The sequence below is a fragment of the Sulfitobacter sp. M05 genome (assembly GCF_029285175.1).
Taxonomy (GTDB): Bacteria; Pseudomonadota; Alphaproteobacteria; order Rhodobacterales; family Rhodobacteraceae; genus Sulfitobacter.
This window is the reverse complement of the sequence record NZ_JABEDH010000001.1, coordinates 1,571,601-1,587,773: the sequence shown is the minus strand read 5'-3', so window position 1 is coordinate 1,587,773 and position 16,173 is coordinate 1,571,601. Positions and strand designations below refer to the sequence as shown.

Here is a 16,173-nt window from a genome sequence, read left to right as displayed (position 1 = left end):
AACGATAAGCTCCGCATAGAACGGGTGCTTTGAGGTAGAGTGGTGAAGCTATGAAGGCGATTGATTTCGTCGTCCGCGATAGTGCGGGCGGTTTGCAGCGTGGTACGGTTCCGGATGGTGCGCAGGCCCACGCAATTCAGGCTGGCGCAGGTCAGGAAATTTCTCTTAATCTGAGACAGGTCGATCTGGCATCACAAGTGCGTGAGGGCAGCGATCTGGTGATCACGCTGACCGACGGGCGTCAGATTACGATCGACAATTATTTCAACGGTTCCGGCACGCCGAACCGCTTGTTTATCTCGGCTGATGGCTACCTGAACGAGGTGGCCTTTGTGGATACGGGTGCAGGCGAGCTTTATGCGCAGTTTGGCCCGACCGAGCAGTGGGGCAAGTGGTCTCCTTCGGATGATCTGATCTATCTGGGGCGCACCGAGCTGGCAGCAGCCGGTTATGCCGATAATGAAGTGTCTATGTTCCCCGCGCCCCTGCTTGGGGCCGGTTTGCTGGGCGGCGGTTCCGGCGTTGCGGCGGCGGCTGTTGTTGGCGGCGCGGCGGTTGTCGGTGCTGGTGGCGGCGGTAAAGGCGGCGATGGCGGCGGTGGTAGCACCGGCGGTGGCGGCGGAGACCGTGATCTGGTTCAGGACCCTTATGTCAATGACCCTGACAGCGTTGGCCAGATCGGTGGCGATGGCGCCGAGCAGCAGATCGTCATCACAGGTGGCGGTGCGCCGGGCGACAAGGTTATCGTGAAGCTGGGCGATGTTCAGGTTGAAACTGTCATCGACACAGAAGGTCACTTTACCTGTAGTTTTGTCCCGCCGAATTTCCCACCGGATGGCACGTATGAGGCTGTCGTGACTGTTGTCACCGAGGGTGGCGAAGTGGTTCTGGACGGTCCGGGATATGTGATCGATTTGACGCCGCCGTTGGTGGATGTCTCGACCGGTACGGATTCAGTTGGTGATTTCTTTAACGCGGTCAGCTTTGCGGGCGGGGTGACCCTGTCCGGTACAGGTGAGCCGGGTGCCTCCATTCTGGTGACCATTGCCGGAATCGAGCAGACAACCACTGTTTCCGAAGGCGGCACATGGTCTGTCAACTGGGCGTCAGGCACGCTTGAGGGGGGGGAATACTCCACCGGGGTTACAATTGTCAGCGCAGATGCATTTGGCAATACAACAACCATTACCGACACTGTTGTCATCGACACAGTGTCCAATGTCACCATCGACACGGCAAATGTTGAAACAGACGGCATTGTGAACGCGGTAGAGCAGCAGGACGGTGTAACCCTGACCGGTACCGCACAGGCGGGATCAACCGTGGTTGTCAACTTTGGCACCGGATCGCACAGCGCGACAGTGGACGCCAATGGCAACTGGTCTGCGGATTTCGCCATGAGCGAAGTGCCAACCGGCGAATTGCAGGCGACAGTTACAGCGGTTGCAACCGATGCTTTGGGCAACTCAAGCACGGCCACAGGTCTGGTGGACATTGATACGCTGGTGCGTGACTTTGCCTTTACAGGTTCCACAGGTGGCACGGATGGCGTCATCAACAATGAAGAAGCGGCACAGGGCCTTGTCATGACAGGGACTACCGAGCCGGGGTCTTCGGTGATGGTGACCTTTGGCGGCAGTACGCAGGCGGCGACGGTTGCTGCGGATGGCAGCTGGACCGTGAACTTTGCATCCAATGTCATTCCGACAGGAGAACAGACCGCAGTGATGACTGCGGTGGCAACAGACATTGCCGGCAACGTCGACACCATCACCCGCAACGTCGAAATCGACCGTGACGGCGGTATTCTGACCATCAGCCCGGCACCGGTTGAAGGCGATGACATCATCAACCAGCTGGAAGCTTCTGATGGTGTGGTCCTGACCGGTACGTCCAACCCGAACGCGGTTGTCACTGTGACCATGGGTGGCGTGGCCAAGACCGTGAACGCCGATGCGGCGGGCAACTGGACGGCGCATTACTCTAACGCAGATGTGACGCCGGGCGTTTATACAGCCCAGATCACAGCGACCACGACGGATTCTGCCGGCAACACGCTGAATGCATCTGACAGTGTCGAGGTCGATACGCGGGTGGATAACCTTGGGGTGCAGGCCAATATCATCGAAGGCGACGGCACGATTAACGGTGCCGAGCGTGTAAACGGTGGCGGTGTGCAGGTTACTGGGACCACAGAAGTGGGGTCAACTGCGGTTGTGGTCACGCTGAACGGTGTGGCGGTCAATGCGCTTGTTGCACCGAACGGCACATGGACGGCAAACTATGCCGCCAGCCAGGTTGCCGAGGGCACCTATACGGCGACTGTTTCAGTGCAGGCGACGGACCGAGCGGGCAACACGGCCACGGTATCCAATGTTGTGAATGTAGACACCGAAGTTGTGCCGTTGAGCATCGACGGCGGGGTTGGCGGCGCTGACAACACAGTCAACATTGCCGAAGCGGCCACAGGCATTGATCTGGGTGGTGAAGTCGAGATCGGCAGCACCGTATCGGTCAACTTTGATGGCACGCCTTACGCGGCTGTTGTGGATTCAGCGGGCAACTGGAGTTTGACCATCCCGCCCTCCGCGATCCGCGACGGCAGCTATAACGCAAACATCGTGGTCACGGCCACGGATGCGGTTGGCAACGTCGACACGATCAACGACACGCTGGCGATTGATACATCGGCCCCTTCCGGTCCGGCAATCGAAAGTCTGAACGAAGGCCGGGTTGGCTTCCGTGGGATGTCGACTGATCTGACCGATGATGAACTGTCGGTGTATCAGGTGCAGGACAATGGCAGTGTGACCGAGGTGGCCTCGCAGAGCGGCGCCAGCATGACCCGTCCCGAAACCAACATCGAGTTCAACTCGGATGTGCCGGACGGCTCGCATCTGGTCATCACAGCGACTGATGATGCGCAGAACACCACTGGCACCTATGTGGTTCTAGACGACGGCGCGCCGAATTCAACGATTGCGATCAACAACCCGGCGCTTGGCACCTACAACATCGAAACAGTGGACATGACCTTTGCCGAAGAGGGCAATCTGACCATTGATGAAGCTGCCTTGCTTGCGCTGTCCAGCAATTCCAACCAGCTGATGATCTTGGGTGGTGCGGATGACACGGTTACGATGCTGGGCGCGACACGCGGGACCAGCAGCGGTGGTCAGACCACCTATTCACTGGGTACCGAGGGCACGATCATCGTTGACGACCAAATCGACGTGATCACCTAAACAAGCAGAAACGGAGAGGCGCGGGCGTCAAATGACCCGCGCCCCCGGTTAATATCGGCCGCAAGGCCGAGGCTTTGAGGGCATGATATGGGGCAAGGTGTGAACAGGGCAGTCGGCGTGTGCGCGGTTGCGTTTACCCTGACAGGATGCCTGTCAGACGCAGGCAGTGAGGCGGGTGACTTTGTGGCGCGGCTGCGGTCCCCTGATGCCAGCTCTGTTGCCCGGCCCAGCCATGCGGAAAAAGTAAATTCCGAAAGCGCGATCATTCAGGGATTGTCGGCCCGCCGTTCGGCTCTGCCCTCCGGCAGCAGCTATGAACAGGTTGCCACGTCGGTATTGGCGGCAAGTTCACGGGCCGCGGAATCCGATTTGCGCGCGGCGCGCTTGCGTTCCGAGGCGGCCTCGAAGAACTGGTTGCCCAAAATCGGACCGGACATCAGCCTGACCTCACTGGGGTCGTTGGTGGCAAATCTGGTGGTGGATCAGGTGCTGTTTGACAATGGCCGTCGCAAGGGGGAACGCGAGTTTGCCATTGCCGACGTTGAGGTTGCAGCGGTGAACCTGGCGAAAGATACAAACGACCGGGTACATACAGCACTTGCGCTTTATGTGGCGGCGGCGGAGGGGCGTGAAAAGGCGGCCCTGTCGGATGCCTCGCTGCGCGATATGGGGCGGTTCGAATATATCATGTCGGAACGTGTTAAGGGCGGGGTGTCGGACAGATCGGATTTGAACATCCTGCGTCAGAAGCTGTCGGAGATCCGTGCCGACCGCGCGGCCAATATCGAAGCTGCCAATACAGCGATTGCCGAATTGAACGCCATGTCCATCGACCCCTTAAGCGGGCTGCGCGGTGCGCCGTCCTTGCGGGTGTCTGCCGAGGCGGCACAGCCTCTGGACGTGGTGCTGGCCGAGGCCGAGAAGACCCGGGCCATCGCGGCGGCAAAGATTGACCGTGCGAACCAGTTGCCCGGTTTGTCCGCGGGCGGAACAATCGGCGAGAATTCCGATATCGGGTTGCGGGTCAGCTCGGATACCTTGCTGGGCTTTGGCACTGGCGCAACCCTGCGGGCCATCGAAGAGGCCAAGGAAGCGGCGGGGCGGCAGGTGGCGCAAGCCAATGAAGATGCCAACCGCAAGCTGCGCAAGCTGGAAGGGCAGATTGCCGCCAAGTCACGGCAGGCGGATGAGGCTGCCGGTCTGACCGCGCAGGCACAGCGCAATCTGGAGGTGTTTCAGGAACAATATGACGCCGGTCAGCGGCAGGTCATGGATGTTGTGAGTGTTTACGAGACCTTTGTGCGCCAGCAGCAGACAGAGGTGACGTTAAAGTATGAGGCTGCGCAGTTGCAGCTCGATCTGGCGCGCCTGTTGGGCGTGCTGGCTGATGGGGACGAGATTTGACCGAGAAGCGCGCGTTCACCCTTAAGATCAGCAATGGAAATCAGGGACGTCTGGCGGCGGCCAATGGGGACGGGCGTCCTGCTGATGTCTCGAAACCCTCTAGTTTTGAAGAACGTATTAACGTGCGTGCCCAGCTGGCCGTAACCTATGCGGGTTTGCTGGGGGTTGAGGCCGTCCGGCGCGATTTGTTCGAAGCCATTGGGGGGGCCACCCGTGAGGGGGCCAAGGACAAGGACGAGGCATCGGCCATTGCCCACGGGTTGCGCACGCTGGGATTGTTGGCGCAGGTGACCAAGGAAGGCCCTTTGACGGCGGATCTCTGGCCGGCGCTGGCCTATATGACATCCGGTCAGGTCTTGTTGGTGATGGGGCAGTCGCGTGGCGATCTGATCATTTTCGACACCAGCTGCCCTGACAACCGGGCATTTGTGCCGGTCAGCGATTTCAAGCCATTTTTTGCCGGCTTGCTGGTGCGGGCCGAAACCCCGCTGGCCAAGGTAGCCGAAACCCACAAGACCGAAAGTGCCGCGCCGCATTGGTTCTGGGGGCAGTTTGGCCGGTTCAAGCGCCAGATGGCCGAGGTTGCAATGGGGTCGTTTGTGGCGAACCTTTTGGCGGTGGCCGTGGCGCTGTTTTCCTTGCAGGTTTATGACCGGGTTATTCCGCACCAGTCCGAAGCCACCCTGTGGGTGCTGGCAATTGGTGCCGGGCTGGCCCTGTTGATGGAAGCCTTTATCAAGATTGCGCGGGCGCGTCTGATGGATGGGGCAGGGCGGCAGATCGAGATTTCCGTGCTTCAGGTTCTGATGGACCGGATTTTGGGGATGAAATCGGATGCCAAGGGGCAGGCCCCCAATCAGGTGTTTTCGGCGATGCGTGAATTCGGATCGGTGCGCGAGTTCTTTACCGCCTCGACCATTGGCACGATTGCGGATGTGCCGTTCATCTTTGTGTTTTTGTTTCTGGTGGCCAGCATTGCGGGGAATGTTGTTTGGGTACTGATACTTGGCGGTATCCTTATGGTGATCCCGGGGTTCTTTTTGCAGCGCAAGATGATCCGCCTGACCCAGGAAACCCAAGGGGCTTCTGCGAAATCCTCGCGCTTGTTGCATGAAACGATTTTTGAGCTTGATACGATCAAGACCCAGCGTGGTGAGGATCGTGTTGCGCGTCTGTGGCAAGAGCTGAACACGGTGCAGGCAGTGAAATCTTCAGAGCAGCGCAAGCTGGCTTCGACCCTGACATTCTGGTCGCAGGGTGTGCAGCAGGGCACCTATGTGGCGGCGGTGATCACCGGTACATATCTGGTGTTTGCGGGTCAGTTTACGGTGGGGTCGATCATTGCGGTTGGCATTCTGACCGGGCGCACCCTGTCGCCGCTGACACAGCTGGCGGGCACGATGGCGCGTTGGGGCAATGTGAAATCGGCGCTGGACGGATTGGAAATGATTGCCGGTGCCGAACAGGACGCAAGCGAAGACCGTACCTATCTGCGCCGCGAGAGCCTGAAGGGGCATTTCGAGCTGCGCGATGTGACCTTCCGCTATGAAGAGGACGGTGCGCCGACACTGAACATCAAAGGCATGGCGATCCTGCCAGGGCAGAAGGTTGCGGTGTTGGGGGCCAACGGGTCGGGCAAGTCGTCCTTGTTGAAGCTGCTCAGCGGTCTTTATTCGCCGGAAACCGGACGGGTGATGATTGACGGTACCGAGATGAGCCAGATTGAACCGCGCGATTTGCGCCGGTTGATTGGGTATCTGGGGCAGGATGTGCGCCTGTTTGCTGGCACCCTGCGCGATAACCTGAACCTGACGATGCTGGAACGCGATGACAAACGCTTGCAGGCGGCGCTGGATTTTGCTGGCTTGGGGCCGTTTGTGAAAGAACATCACAAGGGGCTGGACCTTGAGATCAAGGACAATGGCGCAGGGCTGAGCATTGGCCAGCGCCAGTCGATCGGCTGGGCCCGGTTGTGGTTGCAGGACCCCAAGGTATGCCTGCTGGATGAGCCGACGGCGGCGCTGGACCAGACGCTTGAGCGCACTTTGGTCAGCCGGTTGGAAACCTGGATGGAGGGGCGCACCGCGATTATCGCGACGCACCGTGCGCCGATTCTAGCGCTGACCGAGCGGACGCTGGTTTTGCAGGGCGGGCAGATGACAATTGACGGACCCAAGGACAAGGTGCTGAGCCATCTTGCGAGTACAAAAGGGCAGGCGGCATGACACTAGTGAACCCCACCACGATGGATGCGCAAATGGGGCGCCAGATGCGCGGCCCTTCTGCGGTGATCTGGCTGTGTGGCGGGGCGGTGCTGGTGTTTATGATCTGGGCGGCTTTTGCCTGGGTTGACGAAATTGTGCGGGCAGAAGGATCGATGATCTCATCCTCGCGGCCACAGATCATTCAGAACCTTGAGGGTGGTATCCTGGCCGAGCTGGCCGTGGGCGAAGGCGATATCGTGGAGCGCGGTGACGTGCTGGCGCGGCTGCATGGCACGCAGTTCCAATCGTCGGTGGATGATCTGCGCGACCAGATTTCAGCCTTCGAAATTCGCCGACTGCGGCTTGAGGCCGAGCTGGCCGGGCAGTTTGACTTTACCGTGCCCGATGAATGGGCCGCGCGCACACCTGATATTGTTGCCTCGGAGCGGTCGCTGTTGCGGGCACGCCAGTCTGATTTTGTATCCCGTTCGGACGGGGCGAAACGGGTGTTGATCGAGGCCGAGCGCGAAGCAAACCTGATGAACGATCTGTTGGAGCGCAATATCGTTTCCCTGATCGAAGCGACGCGGGCGCGCAAATCTTATGCGGATGCGCAGATTCGCCATGACGAGGTGACGACCCGGACCGAGCTGGAACGGGCACAGGAATACTCCGATGTGTTGAAAGAGCTGGCAACATTGCGCCAGAATTTGAAATCCAGCACCGACCAGTTGAACCGCACGGTTCTGGTCAGCCCGATGCGGGGGATTGTGAACAACCTGTCGGTCACGACCATTGGCGGTGTTGTGCGCCCGGGCGAAGAGATTTTGCAGATCATCCCTTTGGGTGAAGAGCTGTTTGTTGAGGCGCGGGTGAAGCCCGAGGATATCGCCGGCGTGCGTCCCGGGCAGGAGGCGACTGTGAAGCTTTCGGCCTATGACTATACAATTTTCGGGACGTTAAAGGGCAAGGTGACGTTGATTTCCGCCGATACGTTCAAAGACGAACGGGCACGTGAGGCGGATGGGAACCCGCATTATAAGGTGACCTTACAGGTGGATACCGAACATCTGACCGAGCGGCAGGCGTCCTTGCGGATCAGGCCGGGGATGCAGGCCAGTGTGGAATTGCACACAGGGTCGAAGACGGTTTTACAGTATCTGCTGAAGCCCTTGTATAAGAGCAAGGAAGCCTTCCGCGAGCCATAGGCGCGGGGCGGCGCGGCGATAGGGGCCGCAATGGTACAAGAGAGAAAAGAGGCTGCGGGCCCACCAAAACCAAGCGGTTTCAGAGCCGCCCTTGATTGATCTCTGTCTGACAAAAGCCACGCCACCCGCAAAGGAAAATCAACGTATCCCCAAAGGGGCCCCGCGTAGATTTGCCTTGGCAGCTGTCGCGTCTTATGTCCGCCTGTTCTCAAGCAAGGGCGGCTCCGAAACCAAGGTTGATCAGGTGTCGGTATCGAGCCAGATGGTGACCGGCCCGTCATTGGTGAGGGCGACGGACATATCCGCACCGAAGCGGCCGCGTTGGGTGGGGATGCCAAGGGCGGCGATGTCATCGGCAAACCCTTCATAGAGGGATTTGGCGAGGTCGGGTTTGGCGGCATAGGAAAAGCCCGGACGTGTGCCGCGGCGGGTGTCGGCGGCCAGGGTGAACTGGCTGACCACAAGGGCCGCGCCGCCGGTCTGGGGCAGGCTGAGGTTCATTTTACCGTCAGCGTCTTTGAACAGGCGCAGTTTGGCGACTTTGGCGGCCAGCGCCTTGGCGGTTGCCGGGGTGTCGTCGGGCATGGCGCAGACGAAGATCAGCAGGCCATGGGTGATTTCGGAGATGGTTGAGCCGTCCACGGTGACACTTGCCGCGGTGACACGTTGCAAAAGGGCGCGCATTTAGAAGGCCCCCGATGTTGCAGGCAGATCACGGGGCAGGGTGCCTATGCGCGGGGGGCAAGAGACGGGGCAATTTGCTGTTGAGGGGATCGGGAACATTTCACTCTTTCCAGTCGATGATGTCTGCGGCGGTGGCCCGGCTGGTGCGAAATCCGTTGGCGGGGTGATCGGGGTCGGCATAGCCGAAGGATATCGCGCAAAGCACCAAGCGGTCGTCTGCAATGCCAAGGTGGTCGCGGACCTGCGGGGCATAGGCGGCAATCGCGGCTTGGGGGATGGTGGCGACGCCAAGCGCTGTTGCAGCCAGAGTGAAGGCGGTGACAAAGCCGCCACTGTCCATGGCACCATAGGGGCCAAGTTCGCCGGGGGAATGGATGATGGCCACATGGGGGGCGTCAAACAGGGCATAGTTGCGCATCATTTGGGCTGTCCGGCCAGCGCGGTTGGATTTTTCGATGCCAACAGCATCATAAAGTTGAAAACCGCAGGTGCGGCGGCGGTCGGCATATGCGCCTGTATAGTCGCTGGGCCAGGCAAGGTCGGGGGCGGGCAGGGTGCCGTTGGCGGCCAGATCGCTGAGCATGGTGCGAAAGGCCTGCGTTGCGTTCCCTTTGGTGATCGTGACCTGCCAAGGCTGGGCATTGCACCAGGAGGGCACATGGCGGGCGGCCTCGACGATTTTGGTGATGGTGCTGTCGGGGACGGGATCGGGGCGGAAGGCGCGGCAGGAATAGCGCGATTTCAACGTGTCGTTCAGCGTGTCATATGCGGTCATTTTTGTGCTGCCAGATAGCCGATGACGCCTGCGGCTATCGCGCCGAGGATCACTGCGATGGTGATTTTGATGGCCGAGTAGGGGCGTTCGCCCTGTACCCGTCCGGTGCGTCCGTTGACGACAAAGCGATAGGTTTTGCCACGGTATTTATAGGCTGCCAGCCAGACCGGCAGAAGGATGTGCTTGAAGGTCAGGTTGCTGAGGTCTGTGTCGATGGAATGCACCCGCTGGCGGTCGCCACCGATGTCGAATTTCACATCCCGTTCAATCACCCGGTCCATATGGGCGCGGGCCTCGGCAAAGCCGTCCCTGAGCGGGACCGAATAGGCCTCGGCGTGGAACCCGGCGAGGTATTCCGGGGCGTAGGGTTCCAGCGCTGACAGATCCCAGGGTTCCAGCGCATCGGTGTATTTCTTGGGCAGGGAGTTTGAGGCCAGCACCAGAACATCATCAAAGAACCGCGCCACCCGCCCCGATGCCGCGCGCCAGCGGACCTTGGCGACCTGACGGGTGGTTCTTTTGCCATCGCGCACCACGGTTTCGCTGACGTAATAGACCGTGCCGCGTTGGCCGGAATAGCGGCTGCGGGTGTCGGCGTCATAGGTCCAGTAGGGCACATAGATGCCCTGCATCTGGCGTCCCTTGCGGGCGTATTCCTGTAGACCGTTTGGGGCGAACCAAAGGCTGCCTAGCCAGTCTTTCATGGCGTCGCGCGCCCCCTCTTGGGGCACGGCAAAGGGCAACACCGCGCGGGGTTTGATATGGCGGTTGGTGCCGGTGTCCACCACCACAGGGGTGGCGCAGAACGGGCATTCCGTGGCGTGTTTGGTTTCGCTGAATTCGACCTGTGCGGCACAGTTAGGGCATTGGGTGACCCGGGTCTCTTCCATCTGTTCGGCAGGAAGGTCCGCGTCCAGCCCGGCGTGCAGATCCTGTTCGGTGATCGGGCGCAGGCGAAAGCCGGCCCCTTCGATGGTTTCGCTATTGCCGCAATGGTCACAGACCAGTTGTCCCACATCCGGCGCAAAGCGCAGGTCGCTGCCGCAGGTGTCGCAGGGAAAGCGATGTTCGGATTGGGGGGCGTCTGGGATCAGTTGCTCGGTCATAGTTCAGACATAGCGCCCAAAGCAGCGCTCTGCCAGCGTGGTTTGCCCCGTTGGTGTGGCGGTTGGGGCGGCGGGCAGTGGGGCGCGGGGATAGGAGGCAAATTGGTGGAGGGTAAAGCAAGGGAACACTAATGTTTCCGGGCCCCCTTGCGATTGATTTATGCCATTGAAGCCGGGCGATTACGCCGCCGGCGGAGGCGGTGGCATCACGGTAAAGAGCTGCGCCAGTTCGGTCACGTCCTCGGCCCGCTGCCAGCCGTCCTGACCAGGGGTCCAGACATAGGTGTTGCGGGTCAGGGCACCTTCGGTCACTTTGCGTCCCATCGCAGCCTTGGAGAACGGGCCGGTTGTCTCGCCTGCGACAGCGATGTGCCAGACATGTTCCACCGGGGGCGGGGGCGGTGCCATCGGGGCTTGCGGTGCGGAGGCCTGTGGTGCTGCGGGTCTGGCCCCCCATGGGCCGGCAGTGGCGGCGGCGGCCTGACCGATCTGAATACCAAGGCCCGCGCCCAAGCCTGCCTGAATGGCACCTGCGCCCGCCCCGTCACGCCCCAGTGCCTCTGCGGCCTGAAACTGCATATACTCATTAAGGTTGCCGATAACGCCCATCGAGGAACGCTTGTCCATCACCGCCTCGACAGCAGGGGGAAGCGAAATATTCTCGATATAGAGTTCCGGCAGGGTCAGCCCATACTCCGCCAGCTGTGCGGCAATTTCGCGGCCCACCAACTGGCTGAGTTCGCGGGTATTGGCGGCCATGTCCAGCACTGGGATCTGGGCGCGGGCGATGGTGCGGGAGAATTCCTGTACGATGATGTTGCGGATCTGATAGCTGATCTCGTCCATGGTGAATTCGCCGTCGGTGCCGACGATTTCAGTCAGGAACCGCGCCGGATCACTGACCCTTACGGAATAGGTGCCATAGGCGCGCAAACGGACCGGGCCAAATTCGGGGTCACGTACGATGATCGGGTTTTTGGTGCCCCATTTCAGATCGTTGAACCGCGTGGTGTTGACGTAGTAGATTTCCGATTTAAACGGGCTTTTGAAGCCGTGGTCCCAATGTTGCAGCGTGGTCAGGATCGGCATGTTGTTGGTTTCCAGCATATACATGCCGGGGGTAAAGACATCGGCCAGCTGGCCCTCATGCACAAACACCGCCGCCTGTCCTTCGCGCACAGTCAGCTTGGCCCCGTATTTGATTTCATGGGCTTCACGTTCAAAGCGCCAGACCATGGTGTCGCGGGTGTCGTCGACCCAGTGGATGACGTCGATGAATTCGCCGGAGAGGAAATCGAAAATACCCATGTGATTGGTCCTTTACGTCAGTTTCTTAGCGCGGAAAACTCGGGAAGGGGTTACAATGGCCCACCCGTTAATTCACGTGCGATGATGCGGGTTAGGGGGGCTGCGTCTTTGGCGTTCATGCCGCTGTGCAGTCGGGGATCATAGAGCATTTTCAGCAGCAATTCGTCATGGTCGGTCAGCAAGGCGAATTCGTCGTCATCGTTAAAGATCGAGGGGCGCGCGGCGGGGCTGTCATTGGCCAGGCCCAGCCCTTGAGCCAGTTCCTCGTGGATGCAGGACAGGCGCAGCAGATCGGGGTTTTCTGCACGGATCACCGCCACAGCAGCCGTATAGGTGGTGTCATCCGCCCCGCCGGCAAAAGCGGCTACGGCGCAATAGGTGTCGCGGCGCATATTCTGGAACGCCACAAGCGAGCTGGTCGAAATGCCCGGCACGCTGGCGGCGGCCTGTGCCAGCGTCTCGGCCCGGTCATCTTCGGAGGCAATGATTACGATAAAGTTTGGCGCGCCCTTGGTTGCAACCGGATGGCCCGTGACCCGCGCCAGACGGCGGGCGTAGCTGTTGACCGCATTCCGATCGGATGTGCGTTGTGAGGGCGGCACCCCTTGGCCAAAGATCACTTTCATGCGCACCGGGGCGGACCAACGGCGCAGCGGGCTGGCCCCGCCACGGCCGGAAAAATTGCCGTCGTATTCGTTAAAGAAGGCAATCTGTTCAAAATTGCGCGCCAGCATGTCGGCGGTAAACGGTGTGTCGGAGCCACCACCATCGACGCGCAACAGGCCCTGACTGCGCTGAGCCCGTTCCACCTGATTGAAGTACTGCCGCAATCTCGCGCTTTCTTGCGAGGTTGGTTTGGCGACAACCGGGGGGGGGGCGACAACGGCGGGTCGCGCTTGCGGTTTTTTGACCGGCGTTACCGGCGGTTCAACCGCGCAAGAGGCAAGGAACGCGGCACAAGCTGCCACGCCCCAACGCCGGATCATATCAGGGGCCCGCCGCGTCATCTGTGCTTAGCCTGAAACGGAGCCGGCTGTGGTATCGCCAAGGCCGGTCTTTTTGGCTTTGGCAGCGGCCAGCGTGTCGCGCAGTTTGGCTTCCATTTCCTTCAGCTCGACTTCGGCGGCAGCACGGTTGGCTTTGCCTTCATCGGCGATTTGCAGCGATTCCTCGATGGTGCCGATCAGATCGGCATTTGCCTTTTTCACGGCTTCGATGTCGAACACACCACGTTCCATTTCCTGACGGATGATTTTGTTGCTGTCGCGCAGGTTTTTGGCATTCGAAGTCAGCAGCTCGTTGGTCAGATCATTGGCTTCGCGCACCGCAACTGCGGCCTCGGCAGAGCGCTGGATCGTAACGGCCTGTGCCAGTTGGGTTTCCCACAGAGGCACGGTGTTCACGAGGGTCGAATTAATTTTGGTGACCAGTGATTTGTCGTTTTCCTGTACCAGACGGATAGACGGCAGCGATTGCATGGTCACCTGACGCGTCAGTTTGAGGTCATGCACACGGCGTTCCAGGTCGTCACGCGCGGCGCGCATGTCCCGCAGTTCCTGTGCCACCATCACCGCGTCATTCTCGGGGGCGGCTTCGACTTCTTGCTCTTTGGCGGGGATGGCAGTTGCGTCCAGTTCGGCCAGCTTGGCCTCGCCAGCTGCGATATAGAGCGCCAGTTCATCATAGAACTGCAATGTCTTTTCATAGAGCATATCCAGCGACTTGATGTCCTTGAGCAGCGTATGTTCGTGGCTCAGCAGGTTGTCGGTGATGCGGTCGATCTGATCCTGAACTTCTTCGAATTTGGCGGTGAATTTCGCAAAGGGCGCGGCGCGGCCCAGCAGTTTTTCCCACCAGCTGCGGTCGCGGCGCACGTCCAGTTCCGACACAGAGAAACCGCGGATGGTGGTGACGATATTGCGCAGTGAGTCGCCGGCCGGCCCGACATCCTTGTTGCGTACATCGGCCAGCATGGACTGGCTGATTTCCTGCAACTCGGCCTGAGCGGCAGAGCCGAAAGAAACAATCGACTGGGTGTCGCCCATGTCAATCTCAGCCATGCGGCGCTTGATCTCATCGCCCAAGGGTTTGTCGGCCTTTTCAAGCGGGACAATCTCGTTTGCCTGCATCGGTTCGGGCAGGACAACGGCGGTCACCTCTTCAACCAGTGCGATGGATTGGGCGGCTTTTTCTCTTACGGTGTCAGACATGTATTCCGGTTCCTTAAAGTGATGGGAGGGGTCAGCGTTCCAGACGCACCCCTTCACGCGACAGCCGCTCGCGCAGCACGTCGATTTCAATGGTCAGGTCACTGCGGTCATCCAGCAGCGATTTCTGGGTGCGGGCGGCGAAATTCTGTTCCAGGTCATCCAGCAGCGCGATGTAGTCGTTGCGTGCATCGGTATCCTGGGTGCGGCTGTAGATATCGGCAAATTTGATCGAGGCATCGCGCGCCCCTTGCAGATAGACGCCAAGATATTTGCGGGCGGCTGTCAGGTCACGCGGGTCTTCTTCGACTGTGCGGATCAGGGTGCGGGCCGCGTCCTGAAAATCTTCCAGTTTGGCACGGGCCTGACGATCACCGGCACGCAGCAGTGCGTCTGTCATGGCGCTGAGGTGTTTTTCGGCCTCATCGACAACACGGGCCACGCGATCTTGCTGGAAGGTGTCGATGCCCTCCATGCCCTTGGATTTCAGCGGGTCGATGCCAAAGGCGGCCAAATGCAGCGCGGTGGTGCAGATGCCGAACAGCAGCGGGGAAAGGATGTCCGCGGTGTTCTGATGCGCCATGACGGCCAGCGCGGTGCCGAACCCGAAACCGACGGCTGCGAAAATCTTGCGGGGCAGGGCCGGGCGGCGGGCGACCTTGCGGTCCTCAAAGGCGGCATGTGCCATCAAGCCCTCGCGCAGCAGCCATGCCGACAGGGTCCACAGACCGGCACCGGCCAGCCCCAGTGTCATTGGCACGGCACCATCCCCCAAGGTCGTGGCGACCAGCGGAATGGCGGGGATAAACATGACGTTGCTGCGTCCGCCAGCCGGGTTGACCTGCACGCGCCGCCGCCGTTGCTCGGCGGGGGGGCTGTTGTCGCCGTCAGGGCTGTATTTGCCGCCAAAACGTTGCGCCATCGCTTAAAGCCCTCCGAGCCAGCCGGAAGCCGCGCCAAACAGGACAACGATCAACGCGATATAGGCGGCCTTTTGAATGCCGGATGATGCCATGACTTGTCCCTTTGTTATCCCCGATGCGGGGCTCAGCCTGTCGCGGCCTGCTTGTGTGATAGCGGTCCAGAGTGCGTGTAATATGACAACCAGTGCAACACAGGCTGCGACGGCAATCAAAATGAACAGCAAACGGGCCATGGTCCCTCTCTGGGGTTAACATAGGTGTTCCGGCGGACCGGCGCTAGTGACGTGTGCCGGTGCGCCGCTCTGCATTGAGTTTGCGGGTATAGCCCGACTGGATCACCTCGACGGCGACCAAAACGACAACCGAGAAGTAGAAGGTGGTTTTGGACATCGGCACCACTTCGTAGCCGAAGAAGCGCAGGGCCAGATCGGGATCGTGCATGGCGTGGGCTGCGGCCTGACCGGCCTCGCCCAGCAGGACAATGCCGACGATCAACAGGATGAACAGGCCCAAAACCTCGTACATGCGGTTGGATTCCAGAAACCGCGTAACACTGTCAGCAAGCACCAGCATGGCGATGCCCGACAGAATGATAGCGGTCGCCAGAACGATAAAGACATCCGTGATCGCAAGGGCGGAAAGCACTGAATCAAATGAGAAAATCAAGTTCATCATTACGATCAAAGCGACCACTTGGGTGGCGGACTTGCCTGATTTAGCTTCGACGTCGGTGTCCAGGTGTTCAATCGACAGCATATGTCCGATTTCCTTGACCGCGGTGTACATGATGAAGGCACCTCCGATGATGAAGACCAGCGTGGCAAAGTTGACGCCGCCGGTGATCACACCCTCCCAATTGAGGATAAAGAAGGGTTCCGACATCGCCTCAAGCAGACGGATGATGACAAACAACAGCACGATGCGCAGGGCGACGGCGATGATGATGCCCCAGCGGCGCACAGCGGCTTGTTGGGCAACCGGTGCGCGTTGGCTTTCGATCGAGATATAGAGCAGGTTATCAAAGCCCAGTACCGCCTGCAAAAAGCACAGCACCAGCAAATTGCCAAGGTTTTCAAGTGTCAGAAGATCGGTCATGGGGGCTCCGCATT

General features: G+C 59.9%; 13 protein-coding genes. 4 read left to right on the top strand and 9 right to left on the bottom strand.

The genetic code is table 11. The features are described 5' to 3' along the window. Positions 1 to 50 precede the first annotated feature (50 nt). The 4 genes from HKX44_RS07860 (at position 51) to HKX44_RS07845 (ending at position 8,061) form a co-directional block, all read left to right on the top strand. Complete coding sequence (locus HKX44_RS07860; protein WP_276150715.1) at positions 51 to 3,245, top strand: Ig-like domain-containing protein; 3,195 nt, start codon at positions 51 to 53, stop codon at positions 3,243 to 3,245. A 99-nt stretch (positions 3,246 to 3,344) separates the two neighbouring features. Continuing rightward, entirely contained in the window at positions 3,345 to 4,649 is a 1,305-nt protein-coding gene (locus HKX44_RS07855; RefSeq protein WP_276150714.1) for a TolC family protein, read from the top strand. After that, on the top strand, positions 4,646 to 6,874 hold the full coding sequence (locus HKX44_RS07850) for an ATP-binding cassette domain-containing protein (protein ID WP_276150713.1): 2,229 nt from the start codon (positions 4,646 to 4,648) through the stop codon (positions 6,872 to 6,874). Before HKX44_RS07855 ends, HKX44_RS07850 begins: the two co-directional genes overlap by 4 nt. Continuing rightward, positions 6,871 to 8,061: an HlyD family type I secretion periplasmic adaptor subunit gene (locus tag HKX44_RS07845; RefSeq protein ID WP_276150712.1), complete on the top strand. Its 1,191-nt coding sequence runs from the start codon at positions 6,871 to 6,873 to the stop codon at positions 8,059 to 8,061. The genes HKX44_RS07850 and HKX44_RS07845 overlap by 4 nt, the downstream gene beginning before the upstream one ends. Before the next feature lie 240 nt (positions 8,062 to 8,301). Here the strand turns inward: HKX44_RS07845 and dtd are convergent, their stop codons facing one another. From dtd to HKX44_RS07800, 9 genes are all read right to left on the bottom strand, one after another. Next, positions 8,302 to 8,745, bottom strand: a complete 444-nt coding sequence (dtd, locus tag HKX44_RS07840) for a D-aminoacyl-tRNA deacylase (RefSeq protein WP_276150711.1) — start codon at positions 8,743 to 8,745, stop codon at positions 8,302 to 8,304. A gap of 100 nt (positions 8,746 to 8,845) precedes the next feature. Continuing rightward, complete coding sequence (locus tag HKX44_RS07835) at positions 8,846 to 9,520, bottom strand: nitroreductase (protein WP_276150710.1); 675 nt, start codon at positions 9,518 to 9,520, stop codon at positions 8,846 to 8,848. Then, the gene (locus tag HKX44_RS07830) at positions 9,517 to 10,626 is read right to left on the bottom strand and encodes a TFIIB-type zinc finger domain-containing protein (RefSeq protein WP_276150709.1); all 1,110 of its coding nucleotides are present in this window, start codon (positions 10,624 to 10,626) and stop codon (positions 9,517 to 9,519) included. Before HKX44_RS07830 ends, HKX44_RS07835 begins: the two co-directional genes overlap by 4 nt. Positions 10,627 to 10,806: 180 nt before the next feature. Continuing rightward, a complete protein-coding gene (locus HKX44_RS07825; RefSeq protein ID WP_276150708.1) occupies positions 10,807 to 11,934 on the bottom strand; it encodes an SPFH domain-containing protein in 1,128 nt (375 codons plus the stop codon). A gap of 50 nt (positions 11,935 to 11,984) precedes the next feature. Further along, the gene (locus HKX44_RS07820; RefSeq protein WP_276150707.1) at positions 11,985 to 12,920 is read right to left on the bottom strand and encodes a DUF2927 domain-containing protein; all 936 of its coding nucleotides are present in this window, start codon (positions 12,918 to 12,920) and stop codon (positions 11,985 to 11,987) included. 27 nt (positions 12,921 to 12,947) lie between these two features. Further along, the gene (locus tag HKX44_RS07815) at positions 12,948 to 14,144 is read right to left on the bottom strand and encodes a toxic anion resistance protein (protein ID WP_276150706.1); all 1,197 of its coding nucleotides are present in this window, start codon (positions 14,142 to 14,144) and stop codon (positions 12,948 to 12,950) included. Between the two features lie 31 nt (positions 14,145 to 14,175). Next, positions 14,176 to 15,063, bottom strand: coding sequence for a 5-bromo-4-chloroindolyl phosphate hydrolysis family protein (locus tag HKX44_RS07810; protein ID WP_276150705.1), 888 nt, complete (start codon positions 15,061 to 15,063; stop codon positions 14,176 to 14,178). Between the two features lie 3 nt (positions 15,064 to 15,066). Then, entirely contained in the window at positions 15,067 to 15,297 is a 231-nt protein-coding gene (locus tag HKX44_RS07805) for a hypothetical protein (protein ID WP_276150704.1), read from the bottom strand. Positions 15,298 to 15,340: 43 nt separating this feature from the next. Continuing rightward, a complete protein-coding gene (locus HKX44_RS07800; protein WP_276150703.1) occupies positions 15,341 to 16,159 on the bottom strand; it encodes a TerC family protein in 819 nt (272 codons plus the stop codon). Positions 16,160 to 16,173 lie beyond the last annotated feature (14 nt).